Origin of the sequence: Caproiciproducens galactitolivorans (assembly GCF_004768785.1) — a bacterium.
Classification (GTDB): domain Bacteria; phylum Bacillota; class Clostridia; order Oscillospirales; family Acutalibacteraceae; genus Caproiciproducens; species Caproiciproducens galactitolivorans.
In genome coordinates this window covers 219,995-234,203 of sequence record NZ_SRMQ01000001.1, presented here as the reverse complement: position 1 = coordinate 234,203, position 14,209 = coordinate 219,995, and the positions used below count along the sequence as shown (strand labels likewise).

At 47.4% G+C, this 14,209-nt stretch carries 11 protein-coding genes; 2 read left to right on the top strand and 9 right to left on the bottom strand.

Features of this window, described 5'->3' with window-relative positions; translation table 11 throughout:
• Positions 1–185: 185 nt before the first annotated feature.
• The 7 genes from CAGA_RS01060 to CAGA_RS01030 form a co-directional block, all read right to left on the bottom strand.
• Positions 186–1,382: an ABC transporter substrate-binding protein gene (locus CAGA_RS01060; protein ID WP_135656811.1), complete on the bottom strand. Its 1,197-nt coding sequence runs from the start codon at positions 1,380–1,382 to the stop codon at positions 186–188.
• 2 nt (positions 1,383–1,384) lie between these two features.
• Complete coding sequence (locus CAGA_RS01055; protein ID WP_135656808.1) at positions 1,385–2,194, bottom strand: ABC transporter permease; 810 nt, start codon at positions 2,192–2,194, stop codon at positions 1,385–1,387.
• Complete coding sequence (locus tag CAGA_RS01050) at positions 2,191–3,009, bottom strand: ABC transporter permease (RefSeq protein ID WP_135656806.1); 819 nt, start codon at positions 3,007–3,009, stop codon at positions 2,191–2,193. Before CAGA_RS01050 ends, CAGA_RS01055 begins: the two co-directional genes overlap by 4 nt.
• Positions 3,010–3,011: 2 nt before the next feature.
• The gene (gene potA, locus CAGA_RS01045) at positions 3,012–4,139 is read right to left on the bottom strand and encodes a spermidine/putrescine ABC transporter ATP-binding protein (RefSeq protein ID WP_135656804.1); all 1,128 of its coding nucleotides are present in this window, start codon (positions 4,137–4,139) and stop codon (positions 3,012–3,014) included.
• A gap of 482 nt (positions 4,140–4,621) precedes the next feature.
• Positions 4,622–5,557 carry a peptidoglycan-binding domain-containing protein gene (locus tag CAGA_RS01040; RefSeq protein ID WP_135656801.1) on the bottom strand — a complete coding sequence of 312 codons (936 nt, stop codon included), beginning with the start codon at positions 5,555–5,557 and terminating at the stop codon, positions 4,622–4,624.
• 244 nt (positions 5,558–5,801) lie between these two features.
• Positions 5,802–7,160, bottom strand: a complete 1,359-nt coding sequence (locus CAGA_RS01035) for a UDP-N-acetylmuramoyl-tripeptide--D-alanyl-D-alanine ligase (protein WP_135656799.1) — start codon at positions 7,158–7,160, stop codon at positions 5,802–5,804.
• A 9-nt stretch (positions 7,161–7,169) separates the two neighbouring features.
• Positions 7,170–8,624, bottom strand: coding sequence for a UDP-N-acetylmuramoyl-L-alanyl-D-glutamate--2,6-diaminopimelate ligase (locus CAGA_RS01030; RefSeq protein ID WP_135656797.1), 1,455 nt, complete (start codon positions 8,622–8,624; stop codon positions 7,170–7,172).
• Positions 8,625–8,924: 300 nt separating this feature from the next.
• On the opposite strand from CAGA_RS01030, the gene CAGA_RS01025 reads away from it, so the two are divergent.
• Entirely contained in the window at positions 8,925–10,289 is a 1,365-nt protein-coding gene (locus CAGA_RS01025; protein WP_207669526.1) for a radical SAM protein, read from the top strand.
• Positions 10,290–10,444: 155 nt separating this feature from the next.
• Here CAGA_RS01025 and CAGA_RS01020 read toward each other — a convergent pair whose 3' ends face one another.
• Both CAGA_RS01020 and CAGA_RS01015 read right to left on the bottom strand, forming a co-directional pair.
• A complete protein-coding gene (locus tag CAGA_RS01020) occupies positions 10,445–11,641 on the bottom strand; it encodes a glycosyltransferase (protein ID WP_135656795.1) in 1,197 nt (398 codons plus the stop codon).
• Positions 11,641–12,705 (bottom strand): glycosyltransferase family 2 protein, encoded by a 1,065-nt coding sequence (locus tag CAGA_RS01015; RefSeq protein ID WP_167875120.1) that lies wholly within the window; start codon positions 12,703–12,705, stop codon positions 11,641–11,643. Before CAGA_RS01015 ends, CAGA_RS01020 begins: the two co-directional genes overlap by 1 nt.
• A 253-nt stretch (positions 12,706–12,958) precedes the next feature.
• Between CAGA_RS01015 and CAGA_RS01010 the strand changes: the two genes are divergently transcribed.
• On the top strand, positions 12,959–14,200 hold the full coding sequence (locus CAGA_RS01010; RefSeq protein WP_243112894.1) for a glycosyltransferase: 1,242 nt from the start codon (positions 12,959–12,961) through the stop codon (positions 14,198–14,200).
• Positions 14,201–14,209 lie beyond the last annotated feature (9 nt).

Genomic DNA, 14,209 nt, shown 5'->3' with positions numbered 1-14,209 from the left:
TGCCACCGGACGGTGAAAATATTATGACAATTATCTATTTTATTGGATTTTTATGGAAAATTTGGTTCCAACCCCGCATTCTTAGGCCCGGAATGGCTGCATTTACATGACAAGGCATAAAATCACAAAAACCGCAGCATTTTCCGCTGCGGTTTTTCTTATAAAATATATTAAATTAAAAAATCTTATTGCAATTCCCGCTTTGCCTTAACTTTTTTATAAACGACGATTCCTATATAAAGAAGCAGAAATCCGCAGAGAACCGCTACCAAGGTGGCCGATTGACCAGGCCCGCCCATCTTCACCTCAGCCCAAAGGGTGTCGAGCAATAAATTGGTATCCTCCGGAAGGTTCACGAAAGTTTCGGAATTCTTCATAATGTTCTCATCCGGATAAAAGATCGGATTTTCCACCATTTCTTTCGGCATTAGCTCTTTAGCAGCCGATTCCGGTGTGGAGTAGCCGATGTATTCCATATTCGCGGCGGCAATCTCCGGATCGCACAGGAAATTGATATATGCCTCCGCTTCCTTTTTATGTTGCGATCCGGCCGGAATGCAGATGGCGTCTACAAAAAAGTTCGTGCCTTCCTTTGTAGGAATGGCAAAGCCGATATCGGGATTATCCTTGACAAGGGTTGCGGCGTCGCCCGCGTAATAGGGTGCCAGCCATGCGTCCCCGCTGGACATTTTATCAAAAATCTGGTCCATAACGTAGGCCTGTACAAGGGGCTTCTGCTCTTTCAGCAGCTTTGCCGCGTTCTCCCATTCTTCCGGATTCGTGCTGTTAAAAGAATACCCGAGGCGTTTCTGTGCAATGCCAAACGTATCGCGAGGGTTATCAAACATCAAAATTTTGCCCGCATATTTTTTATCCCACAGAATTTTCCAGCTATCGACCGGTTCCTTTACATATTTTTTATTGTAAAAGATGCCAACCACTCCCCATGTGTACGGGACGGAATATTCATTCGTTTTATCGTACTGCGGGTTACGGAACCGCTTATCAATATATTTAAAATTCGGGATATTCTTGAAATCCAGTTTTTCTACCATGTGTTCCTGAATCAGTTTGGAAACCATATAGTCCGACGGGATGATAATGTCGTAATTTGCCCCGCCGTTCGCAAGCTTGGAATAGAGGGATTCATTGGAGTCATACGTCGTGTAATTCACTCCAATACCAGTTCTTCTGGTAAATTCCTTATTGACATCGATGGTATCGTCCACTCCGTTTGAGATATATTCCCCCCAATTGTAGACATTAATGGTTACCCCGGTCTTCGGCGCAACTTTTCCGGACGTTTCCGCCGCTGCCGAAGGGCTGATTGCGCCGGTAACAAAAATCACAGCGGCCGCAAGAGCCGCAATTGTTTTTTTCAATTTTACGCCTCCCCCGCTTTTCCCGCCATCTTTTGGTCTTTGGACTGGCGGAAGTTGATAATCAAAAGGAGTATAATAATCGTACCGAACAGCAAAGTGGACAGCGCATTAATTTCCGGACTGATTCTTTTCCGCGTCATGGAATAGATGAAAATCGGAAGGGTCTGGGTTGTTCCGCTTGTAAAATAACTGATAACAAAATCGTCAATCGAAAGCGTAAACGCCATAATCATTCCCGTAACCACGCCCGGCATAATCTCCGGCAACACGACTTTAAAAAAGGCGAGAATCGGACTGCAACCGAGATCCTGCGCCGCCTCGTACAAATTCGGGTCCATTTGCCGGAGCTTCGGCAGAACGGAGAGAATCACATACGGGAGGCAGAACGTAATGTGCGCCAGAATCAAAGAGAACATCCCCAACGTCAGGTTCCCCATGCTCTTCGCAACAAATACAAACAAAAGCATCAGCGAAACGCCGGTAACAATTTCCGGATTCACCATGGGAAGATTGGTTATGTTCATCACCATGCGCTTCATCAGCTTATTCATCCCGCCGATCCCAATCGCCGCAGCAGTACCGAGCACAGTCGAAACAAGCGCAGCAATAGCCGCGATCACAAGGGTATTGCGCAAAGCGATGAGGAGCATTTCGTCCTGAAAAAGCTTCATGTACCATTTCAAGGAAAAGCCGGACCAGACGGAACGGCTCATTGTCGTGGAATTATTAAAGGAAAAAATAATCAGAACGACAATTGGGGCATAGAGAAAAAGGAATATAAGCATGGAATAAATTTTTGAGATTGCTTTCATACCATAATTCCTCCTTCGTTGTTCTCGCCGTCGTCAAACTGGTTCATGATTCCCATGCAGATCAGGATCAGAACCATCAGCACAAGCGAAATTGCCGAGCCGAGGTTCGGGTTATAGGCGCTTCCCAAAAACTGCATATCGATCAGGTCGCCAATCATTAGATTTGCTCCGCCGCCCAGCATTTTGGAAATGATAAAGGTGCTAACGGCAGGCACAAAGACCATGGTCACCCCGGAAATCACGCCAGGCATACTCATTGGAAAAATCACCTTTGAAAATACCTTCACCCGGTTTGCGCCCAAGTCCTGCGCGGCCTCGACCACTTTCTTATCGATCTTTGTCAATACCGAATAAATCGGAAGAATCATGTAAGGAATGTAGTTATAGACCATGCCCAGAACGACCGCGCCCTGCGTATTGATCAAATGGAGCCTTCCCAGCCCGAAGAAAGCTAGCACATTGTTAATAATGCCGTTATCCTCCAACAATGTCATCCATGCGTAGGTTCGAAGCAGGAAATTCATCCACATCGGAAGCATCACGAGCATAATGATCACACTTTGGCGCCGGGGACTGATACGGGAAATAATCCCGGCAAGCGGATAGCCCAACAGCAGGCAAATCGCGGTGGCGATTGCGCCTAGCCAAATGGAGCGCAGAAACACATTGGAATACTGGCCCACTTCCTCAATATTTTTCAAGGTAAACGAACCGCTTTTATCCGTAAAAGCAAAGATGACAACCAGAAGCATGGGAACAATAATAAAAATGACCATCCATACGATATAGGGAGCGGCCGCAGATTTTGCTTTCATTCTTATATCTCAGCCTCCTTACCTTCCAGCTGGCTCTCCTCATCCATTTCGTCACTAAAGGAGCTGTAGTCGCCAAACATGCCGGAATATTCCGATTTATGCATGATGTGTATGTCATCCGGTTGAATAGAAAGCCCGATCCGATTTCCAACCTCCTGGTAATCGGTCGACTGGATCATCCACTTAAAGCCGTGGACATCAACGATGATTTCATAATGCACACCCTTAAAGTTAACGCTGGTAACCGTTCCGGAAAGATGGCTTGCATCCGGTTCCACAACATCAATGTCCTCCGGACGAATGACCACATCTACTGGTTCATCCGTCTGGAAGCCTTTGTCCACACATTTAAACGGGTGCCCGGCAAACTCAACCAGATAATCCTCGTGCATAATGCCGTCGAGAATATTGCTTTCCCCAATAAAATCAGCGACAAAGGCATTCTCCGGTTCATTATAGATGTCCTGGGGCGTACCGATCTGCTGAATCTCCCCTTTGTCCATAACGACAACTGTGTCGGACATGGAAAGGGCCTCTTCCTGATCGTGCGTAACAAACACAAAGGTAATACCGGTCTGTTGCTGTATTTTCTTAAGCTCAGCCTGCATATCCTTGCGCAGCTTTAAATCCAGCGCGCCAAGCGGTTCGTCAAGAAGCAGCACCTTCGGTTCGTTCGCAAGCGCCCGCGCTATGGCCACGCGCTGCTGCTGCCCGCCGGAAAGCAAATTGACGTTCCTGTGTTCAAAGCCGTTCAGATTGACCATGCTGAGCATTTCATGTACGGTCGTTTTAATCTGGCTTTCGCTTTTGCCGTGTACCCGCATTCCGAAAGCCACATTATCGTACACGTTTAAATGCGGAAACAGGGCGTATTTCTGAAAGATGGTGTTGACCTCCCTTTTATGGGGCGGAAGGTCGTTGATTTTTTTACCATTAAAAAAAACATCCCCAAAATCCTGTTTTACAAAGCCGCCGATAATTCTTAGGGTTGTGGTTTTCCCACAGCCGGAAGCACCAAGCAGGGTGACAAACTCACCATTTCGAATACTGAGGTTAAAATCCTTCAGCACGATTTCTCCGTCAAACGATACCGAGATGTTTTCCAATGATATGATGGGTGTATTTTCCAATAAGTGCATCCCCTTTGCGGTAAATTAGTTACGTTAAGCCTAGCGGTTAAACGCAATCCCGGCAACGCCGTTGCCACTGCCCTCCGCAAAGGATTTTTCACGATCATTCTGTGACCGCGGCAGTGAAGCGCCGCCAATATAAAATTTAGATGCAAACGCAACATAACAAATATAATGGTCTGTTCGTTATTTGTCAAGATTTTTTTGAATTTTTCAGCAAATTTCTATTGTTTTTTTGATTTATCATTGAATTTATTTTATTTTCCTCTGATTTTCTCTATTTTACTCTGTTTTTTATTGGTGATTTGCACACTTCATCCTTGTCCTTTCCGCACACCTACAGATGGAAAATCGAAAACCCTTTTTGAACGCCCGGCACAGCCACGAATTTTTCCGTATGACAAAATTTACCCCCGTCAATGACAGGGGTAACAAAAAGAATATTTCATTTATCGGACTGCATATCCGTGATCGCCATTTCTTTAAGCTGCCGGATTTTTCACGGCATTTGCACCGTAAATACTCTGTAAGGTGTTTTGATCCGCAATTCCGGTTTCTTTTAAACCGGCGGCATGCTGATAAAGCAGCACAGAATTATAAACACTATCGTCATAAACGGCACCTATGCTGCTGGAATAATAGCCGAGCTCTTTCAGCCTTTGCTCCAGCTTCTTCACCTCGCTGCCACGGGACTGTAACTGAAGCGGGAAATATTCAACCGGCTTCGCCTGATCCACCGTACGAATTTCCGCATTTGAAGTCGAAGTAACCGTTCCCGACTCCCCGAAGGTATAGGTTACACCTTTAATTGTTCTGGTGGCATTTACCACATACTGTCCGTTTTCGTAATAATATTTTTCTCCATTATATGTAACAAAACCGTTTGTGGGGTAGGTAATCTGCGGAAGCTTGAACCACATTGTCCATTTTGCCCTGCTACGACCAAATACCTTTTCGCATTTCATATTAACGCCATAATCACGGTTGTCCACAGCCATGTTGTCCCCTATGTAAACACCGACATGGCCAGGCTGGTATAAGATCAACCCATGGATTCTTGGCAGGGAAGACGGATCCGAGTAATTAATCGTCCCCTTTACGCTCGCGGACTCCAGCATACTGGCCGAGCTTCCCGCCACGGCAATCCGATTCGGTTTGGGATTGCTTGAATCATCCGTCCACCAGAGATAGGATTTAATTAAGCCGGAGCAATCCGTCCCCCGGGATGACCCGAAAAACTGGCCAAAACCGCTGGAACGATATTGCCATCCTTCCTCGTAAGCTTTTAATACATGCTCTGAAAGGCCGACACCCGTTTTTGCTTCCGCCGCAGCCGCAGGCGTAGGCGTGGTAGCGAAAGATGCCACAGCAACCGTAGCCGCAAGAAATGCTGAAAGAATCCAATGGCACTTTTTCATAATATCCTCCCGCTTTAAACATCCTCTATTTTAAAACATAATCGTTACAACTGTTACAAATTGGTTACAGTTTAGCATAAATTTGGAAATAAGACAATAGAAATAATACATTATTATTAAAAAGTTCACAATTTCTTTTAAATTTCTATAAAATTATTTGTTAAATAATTGTCATTTCTTTTCAAGACATAAAAACGGCGAACGAAATTCGTCCGCCGCATAGGATATTCGATAAAACCTATTTTCAAAGAAGCGCTTTTACAATCTGATCCGTTTTCATTGCGCGGGAACCTTTGACCAACACGGCGTCCCCGCCCATTAAAATGGATTTAAGCTTGGTGATCGCTTCGCTGTTATCGCCACAGGGAAAACAGGGAAGCTCCGGATGAACCGACCGTGCGCCCCGGACAATCTCCTTTGCCCTTTCCCCCACGGTAACCAGAGCGTCAATGCCGGCCTTGGCCGCGTATTCACCGACGTCGAAATGCGCTTTCTGTGAGTACTCCCCAAGCTCCAGCATGTCGGCCAGAACAGCAATCCGTTTGCCCGTATGGAAGCCGCAAAGCACGTCAACGCTGCTGCGGATCGCATCGGGACTTGCATTATAGGAATCATCAATCACCGTCACCTCGTTTACCCGGTGAATCTGCTGCCGCATGGCAAGCGGTCGATATTCCGCCAGCTTTGCAATCGCCTTTTCAAGCGGCACGCCAAGTGTTTTCGCTACCGCCAAACCCACCAGCGCGTTCGTCACATTGTGTATACCTAAGGCAGGAAGCCGTACTTCATACAAACCTTCCGGAGCAACCAGCGTAAACCTGGTGGACGCTTTCTCCGTCCGTATGTTATCCGCCCGGAAATCGCACCATGACTGGGTGCCAAACCATACAATTTTAAACTTCGCCGTATTGCGAAGCTGCGTAAGGAGCCGGTCGTCCCCGTTTAAAAACAACACGGAATTTTTGTGAAAGCAGTCCGTTATATGAAGTTTTTCATTCATAATATTCTGCTGTGTTTTTAACTGTTCAATGTGGGAAATACCGATATTGGTAACGACCGCGTAATCAGGAGCGGCAATTTGCGCTAGGCGGCTCATTTCCCCAAAATCACTCATCCCCATCTCAACAACCGCCACCTGATGGCTTTTATCCAATGTAAACATAGTCAGCGGAAGCCCGATCTGGCTGTTGAAATTCCCTTCGGTTTTCATAACGTTCAGGCCTGCCGACAACGCGAGAGCGACCATTTCCTTCGTCGTTGTCTTGCCCACGCTTCCCGTAATTCCAACAAAAGGGATGGAAAACCTCTTCCGGTAAGCGGCCGCGATCTGCTGGAGAGCCTGCTCGGTGCTTTGGACGCGGATCCAGACGTGCCGGTCTTCCATGCTGTCATGCTCCTGCGTCAGGGTAGCCAAGGCCCCCGCCGCAAAGGTTGCGCCGATAAATGTATGCGCGTTCGTCCTTTCGCCTTTGATGGGAACGAAAAGCGTGCCGCTGTCGATTTTCCGGCTGTCGGTGCTGACCGACGTTACAACGGTATCCGGATCGCCGCAAAGCAGCCTGCCCCCGCAGGCTTCGGCAATCTCCCGTGCTGTCATTTTCATTGTATCACCTTATATCGTTTTATTAATAATATCCGCAATGACCTCGCGTTCATCCAGATGATATTTTACACCACGAATTTCCTGATAGTCCTCATGACCCTTTCCGGCAAGTACGATTATATCGCCGTCCTCCGCGATCTCCATGCAGTATTTAATTGCTTCCTTCCGGTCGGGAATCACAACATATTCGCCCTTTGTTTTGGATAAGCCGACTTTAATATCTTCAATAATATCCATTACGTCCTCATAACGGGAGTTATCCGCGGTAATTACGGAAAGGTCCGCCATGTTCCCGCTGGTCTCCCCCATTTCATATCGGCGCGAACGCGCGCGGTTGCCGCCAGCCCCGAACATGCAGATCAGACGGTTCGGCTTATATTCGCGCAGCGTTTCCAGAATGTTCGCCATGCTAAGCGCGTTGTGCGCGTAATCAATTAATAAGGTATAGTTTCCAGGAACCGGTACCGGCTCCACCCTACCCTTTACCTTAACGGTATTCAGGCCGTCGATGATATTCTGCTGCGTAACATCGAAATGCCGACAGACGGCGACCGCGGCAAGCGCGTTGTATACGCTGAAATGGCCGGGGATATCGACGTCCACGCCAAAATTCAACTGCCCGCACAGATCAAAATGCACCCCAAGATAGCCGGGGCGTGAAATCAGCCTTTCCCCGGACGCGCGCAGACCGGCCTCCTCCCGGAAGCCATACGTCTCGATTTCGCAGGTGTGTCCTTCGATAATTCCTTTGTAATTTTCATCGTCAATATTGATTACGCCGGTTCTGCACTGTTTGAACAGCATATTTTTGCACTGCATATACTCTTCCAGCGTCTTATGCTCGTTTCCGCCGATGTGGTCTGGAGAAAAATTGGTGAACAAACCGATATCAAACGTAAATCCGGAAACCCGGTGATCCTTCAGCCCGATGGACGAGGCTTCAATTACGGCAGCCTTGCAGCCGCTGTCGGCCATCCTGCGCAAATAGCGCTGTACGTCGTAGGACTCCGGCGTTGTATTGTTCGTCTGAATGACTTCATCGCCGATGACGGTTCCGATTGTGCCAATCAAACCGGTTTTGATACCCGCGCATTCCAGGATGGAACGAATCATATACGAAGTCGTTGTCTTTCCTTTTGTCCCCGTGATGCCCACTACCCGGATTTGGTCGGCCGGATGGCCGAAATACGCCGCGGACATAACCGCCATCGCATAGCGGGTGTTTTTCACGTAAACGACCGGAACGCCCTTCACCTCCACCTCATGCTGTGCAATAATTGCGGCGGCGCCGGCATCGGCCGCCTGCTGTGCAAAAGCATGGCTGTCGACGGAAGAACCGCACAGGCAGACAAACGCACAGCCTTTTACCACTTTACGCGAGTCGAAGATAATATCCGTTATCTCAACATCCATATTGCCGGGGCAGGAATATTTTAGTCCCTCAAGCAAACTGATTAATTTCATGATGAGCCTCCAAAACTATTTTTACAGCAATTCTACAAAGGGAGGGCAACGATTATGATTCATCCTCCATGATACCTGAAAAACCGATAAAAACAATCCGATTGAAAAACCGCCGTTACGCTTTTTTGATGATACAATAAAGCAAAGTCAAAGTCAAATGATTCCAAAGCTCCCGGCAATCTGACAGTTTCCAAAAAGTGTATGATATTTTGACTGAGCATTATTTTTGTATAGATACTTATTTCATTAAAAATGCTAGCATATAAAAAAATAGCGAAAATATGAAAGGGAGAATGTACGATGGGAACAGTCAATGAAATGCTGGAGTCCTACGGCCTGAAAAAAGTGTTGAGCTATTTAGACAATAATCCGGAAGAAAACGTCCCGAAGGTGTTGAACTGGGTAAGGAAATTTGACAAGGAGGATTATTACCACAACGCGTATGAACTTTTGGACGAAGCCCTGAAGGATCCCGACAACAACTGGTACAAACTGATTATGAGCCTTTATACGGATATCGATACCGGCGTCCGGAAAAAATTGTTTGAAAACTTTCTGATAAATTCCGCTATTCTGGGGTGCCAGCGCAAAAATAAAAATGAAGAAAAATACGACTGCAACATCCCGTGGGCTATCCTGATGGACCCGACCTCGGCATGCAACCTACACTGTACTGGCTGTTGGGCGGCGGAATACGGCAACAAGCTCAACATGAGCCTGGAAATGCTCAACAGCATTATTGAGCAAGGGAAAAAGCTCGGTACGTATATGTACATCTATTCCGGCGGCGAACCGCTTGTCCGCAAGAACGACATTATCAAGCTTTGCGAGAAGCACGACGACTGCGCCTTCCTTGCGTTCACCAACGCTACATTGATTGACGAAGCCTTTGCAGACGAAATGCTCCGGGTGAAAAACTTCATCCCCGCCATCAGCGTGGAGGGGTTCGAGGAAGCGACCGATTACCGCCGCGGCAAGGGCACCTATCAGGCAGTTATTAAGGCAATGGAAATTTTAAGGAACAAGAAACTGCCGTTCGGCATTTCCTGCTGTTATACAAGCAAGAATGTGGATGTAATCGGAAACGAAGAATATTTTGACGACATGATTGCGAAAGGCGCGAAATTCGCATGGTTCTTTACGTATATCCCGGTCGGCAAGGACGCTGTGCCGGAGCTAATGGCAACCGCACAGCAGCGTGAATTTATGTACCATCAGATACGGAAATTCAGGCAAACCAAGCCGCTGTTCACCATGGACTTCTGGAATGACGGCGAATATGTGAAAGGCTGCATCGCCGGGGGGCGCTGCTACCTGCATATCAATGCGAACGGGGATATCGAGCCGTGTGCGTTCATCCATTACGCGGACTCCAACATAAAAGAAAAGACACTTCTGGAAGCATATCAGTCCCCGCTGTTTATGCAGTACCGCAGGAACCAGCCATTTAACGAAAACCATCTGCGCCCGTGCCCCCTGCTCGACAACCCGGGCCGTCTGACCGACATGGTGAAAAAATCAGGCGCGGTGTCAACCGATATGACAAACCCGGAGGATGTGGAAGAACTGAGCGCCAAATGCAAAGACGCGGCAGAACATTGGGCTCCGGTTGCAGAGAAGCTTTGGGAAGCCTCCCACCCGATTATTCAAGATAAAATCAGCTAAAACGACATGCAGAAAGCTCCTGCTTCGGGCAGGAGCTTTTTCTATGCTTACCCTGAGCTTATTCTGAATAGAACGAATACTTTTCTTTTCATCCCTGTGGGATGTTTCGGACAATCCGATCCATACATGCCCTTGCAAAAGTGGACGGAAGATTCTTACAGAGAAGCCCCTCCGATTAAGGCATACAGCTTATTGATCTCGTATTCGTTCGTATAATCGCATTTCTCCAAAGCCGCAGTAAACTGGGCGCGGCGTTCCTCGTTGAGCAACAAATCCTCCAGCCCCTCGGCGATTCCCTCGCTCGTCATAGGAACGATTAAACCGTTTTTGCCGGAGTCAATCTGATCCGCCGCGGTTGAAAAGTTCGTCAGTAAAATCGGGCGCGCCATGACCATGGCTTCGTCTACGGCAATGGATTTGCCCTCGAAACGGGATGGCTGCATGTAAATATCGCATGCCTTCAGATACGGATACGGGTTCGACCGTTCTCCCAGAAAACGGACATACTCTTCGATCCCCAACTCATGAATCTGATTGCGCAGGTTTGCTTCCTCCGGGCCGACCCCGATAATATACCACTTGAAGCGCAATCCCTTTTTCTTAAGCGCTGCAACGGCGGGCAGCGCGATGTCCAGCCCTTTCTGATGGGAAAGGCGCGCGATCGAAAGCACGCGCAACCCTGTAAAACCATCCTCAAAATCGGCCGGCTCCTCCGCCATATTCCGCATGAAGGTTGCGGAAATGATATTATAAATCACATGGAACTTTCCGGAAAACCCCGGGAAGGTACTGTCCAGCGCCGACTTGCAGGATTCCGAAACCGTACACAAGGCATTGAGCTGTTTGATGAAGGGATAGTCAAACTCTTTGTTTAAACCCATGGCAACGTAATCGCCGTGGATAAAACCGATTTTGGTTTTGCTTTTTACCTTTGTAACCGCATAATAGATCGGCTGGCCTTCCATAAAGGCAATTACCGCATCATATTCTTTTTTTGCCGGGCGGATAAACCGTCGTTCCACATTCCACATGCGGGTCAAACGTTCTCCCATTGTACCCCTCAGTCCCGCAAAGGTGACCATCAAACGGCAGAAAGCAATCAGCGGATGCCCTTTTAAGATCAGTTTAAAAAAGGCCTGCCGGATGTTCAGCTTATATTCCGCCGGAAAAAGCGGAGGCAAAAGGTTTACCTTTGCCGGAACGCGGCTGAGAAACAGCCCTTCATTTGCAAAAAGCTGCAAATCCACGTCATAATTTTCATAATCGAAAAGCGACAGCACAGTAACCAGACTTTTTTCAATACCGCCGCTGTGCAAACTGTAATTGATAAATAGAACGCGTTTCTTCGTCATTATTTCTTCCCCGTATCTTTAAAAAGCATATTGGAATAAAACCGATAAAAGAGATAAACAAGTAGTGTGTTTTTCGACCGGATAACGCGCAGGATAATCCGATCCGCACGGCTGCCGTTTTTCAGATAATCGGACTTCGCCGCCTGCCGGAGCAGCGGGTTTTTCAGGATACCCCGCACCTCCCGGTACCGTTTCTGAAAACGCGCGGGATTCATCGGGCTAAAGCAGTTCACTAGTGAAGAATGCGCCGCGCTGCGCAGCAGCCACGCCAGATGCCTTTCGCTGTACTTCTCATATAAATTCTGTTTTTCCAGAAAATCGCGCACGATCTGAAAGCAGGCCGTCAACATCTCCATTTTGCGCGGACGGTATTTCGTGCTCAGGGACTGCGGGTTATAGCGGTAATGGTAATAAGCGCCGCCCAGAACAAGCACACGATCCGTTAAACAATGCGCCATGATGGAAACCGGCAGGTCTTCCAGCATAATCTCCTGCTCGTTAAAATACACCAGATGATTTCGCACAAACCATTCACGCCGGAACATCCTGCGCCATGCACACCCAAGCATCTCCACCTGCCGCCATTGGCTGTCGCCGGGGTCCGGACCGATCAGCTGGGTAAGCAATGTTTCCCGGGTTTCTTTATCGAACGCGGGAAAACTGACGGGCAGCTTGCAAACACGCTGTTCGCCATCCATAAGATTTTCCCGCACAAAGTTAAAGACAACCATATCGGCACGGCATTGCTCGGCGGAATCATATAGGGTTTGCAACATCTCCGGGTCAACCCAGTCGTCCGAATCAATAAAAACCAGATAATCGCCGGAAGCACGGGCCGCACCGTAATTGCGCGTGTCCCCCAGCCCGCCGTGGGGTTTATCAAGAACCTTTACCCGCGGATCCTTCTCAAACTCGCGGGCTATAGAAAGGGAATTATCGGTTGATGCATCATTTACTAAAAAGATTTCGATATCTGTCAGCGTCTGTGCCAGAATACTGTTCACACACTGCGCCAAATACTTCTCAACATTATAGACAGGTACAATAACACTTACCTTCGGCAAAACCGATCCTCCTTCACACTTAAATACTGTATCTCCAAAGCAAAATCGAATACGATGAAACTTTTCTGTTTTTACAAGCAAAACACGCAAAAAACGGGTATGCTGTTAAAGTTTGTATATTAAAATAATACCATTTCCCCACACCCAATACAAGAATATTTTGTAATACCGTGTTGAATTGCGGTATTCGTTATGCTATTCTTAGAGTATTAATGCTTATCAGGAGGCTGTTTTTAAAATGAAGGACTGCCTATTGCTATTAACAAAAACCTTTCCTTTCGATAAAGGGGAAGAATTTATAGAAGACGAAATCGCCATCCTGGCAAAGGAATTTCAAAAGGTCATTCTGATCGCCACGAGCACTACCGACCAACCGGAACAAACGCGAAGCGTTCCGGAAAACGTAAGTGTTCACTTTATCCCCGCTTCGAAAGTAAAGCGAGGCCTTGCCGGCGCCATGGCCAGGCAATTTCCCTTTAAGGATTATAAGGGCTATTCCGGAAAAGATGAGCGCAGGGCTGTAAAAGGCTCCTTAAAAAAAAGGTTGTATTTAAGCTATTTTATTGCAAAATCGGAAATTATTTATGACGAGTCCGTAAAAATTCTTGCAAAATACGCCATGGAGAAATTTGACGGCATTACTTTTTACAGCTATTGGTTTTACGATACCGCTATGGTTGCCGCAAAGCTGAAAAAATACTACGGTGCCATCAACGGCCGCGTTGTCTGCCGCGCACACGGCTACGATTTGTACGCCTACCGGAATTCCATGAATTATCTGCCGCTCCGGTATTATATTTTAAAAAATGTCGACATGGTCTACCCGTGTTCGAACAACGGCAGCGAATATTTAAAGGAGCGGTATCCTGATTATGAGAACAAAATCCAAACCGCGTATCTTGGGACACGCGATTTCGGGACAAAAGGCGCAAGCGGACACGATCCGTTCCATATCGTAAGCTGCTGCCATATTGTTCCTTTAAAACGGGTGGATTTGCTCGCCCAGGCGCTCAGTAAACTTAGCGGCAGCGGCCTGAAACTGAAATGGACCCACTTCGGGGGCGGGGACGCGCTGGAAGATCTCAAACGGTACGCGGCTGAAAATTTGCAGTTTATGGAATGGAAATTCGCCGGCGCGGTGCGAAACAGCGAACTGATGGAGTTTTACAAAAACACCCCTGTGAATTTATTTGTAAACACAAGCAGTACGGAAGGGATTCCGGTTAGTATTATGGAGGCCTGCTCCTTTGGAATACCGGCGGTTGCGACAGACGTGGGCGGTACAGGCGAAATTGTAAAAGATGGTGAAACGGGATTCTTAGTCCCGGCAGATATCACGCCGGACGAGCTGGCAGAAACCATTCGGTCCGCCGTTTCCCTTCCAGCGGAAAACATGGCGAAATTAAGAAAGAACTGCCGTGAATTGTATTTGCAAAACTTTTGTGCAGAAACCAATTTTGCAAAGTTTGCAAAGTTAATCAAACCTATTTCATAATTAGAAAGT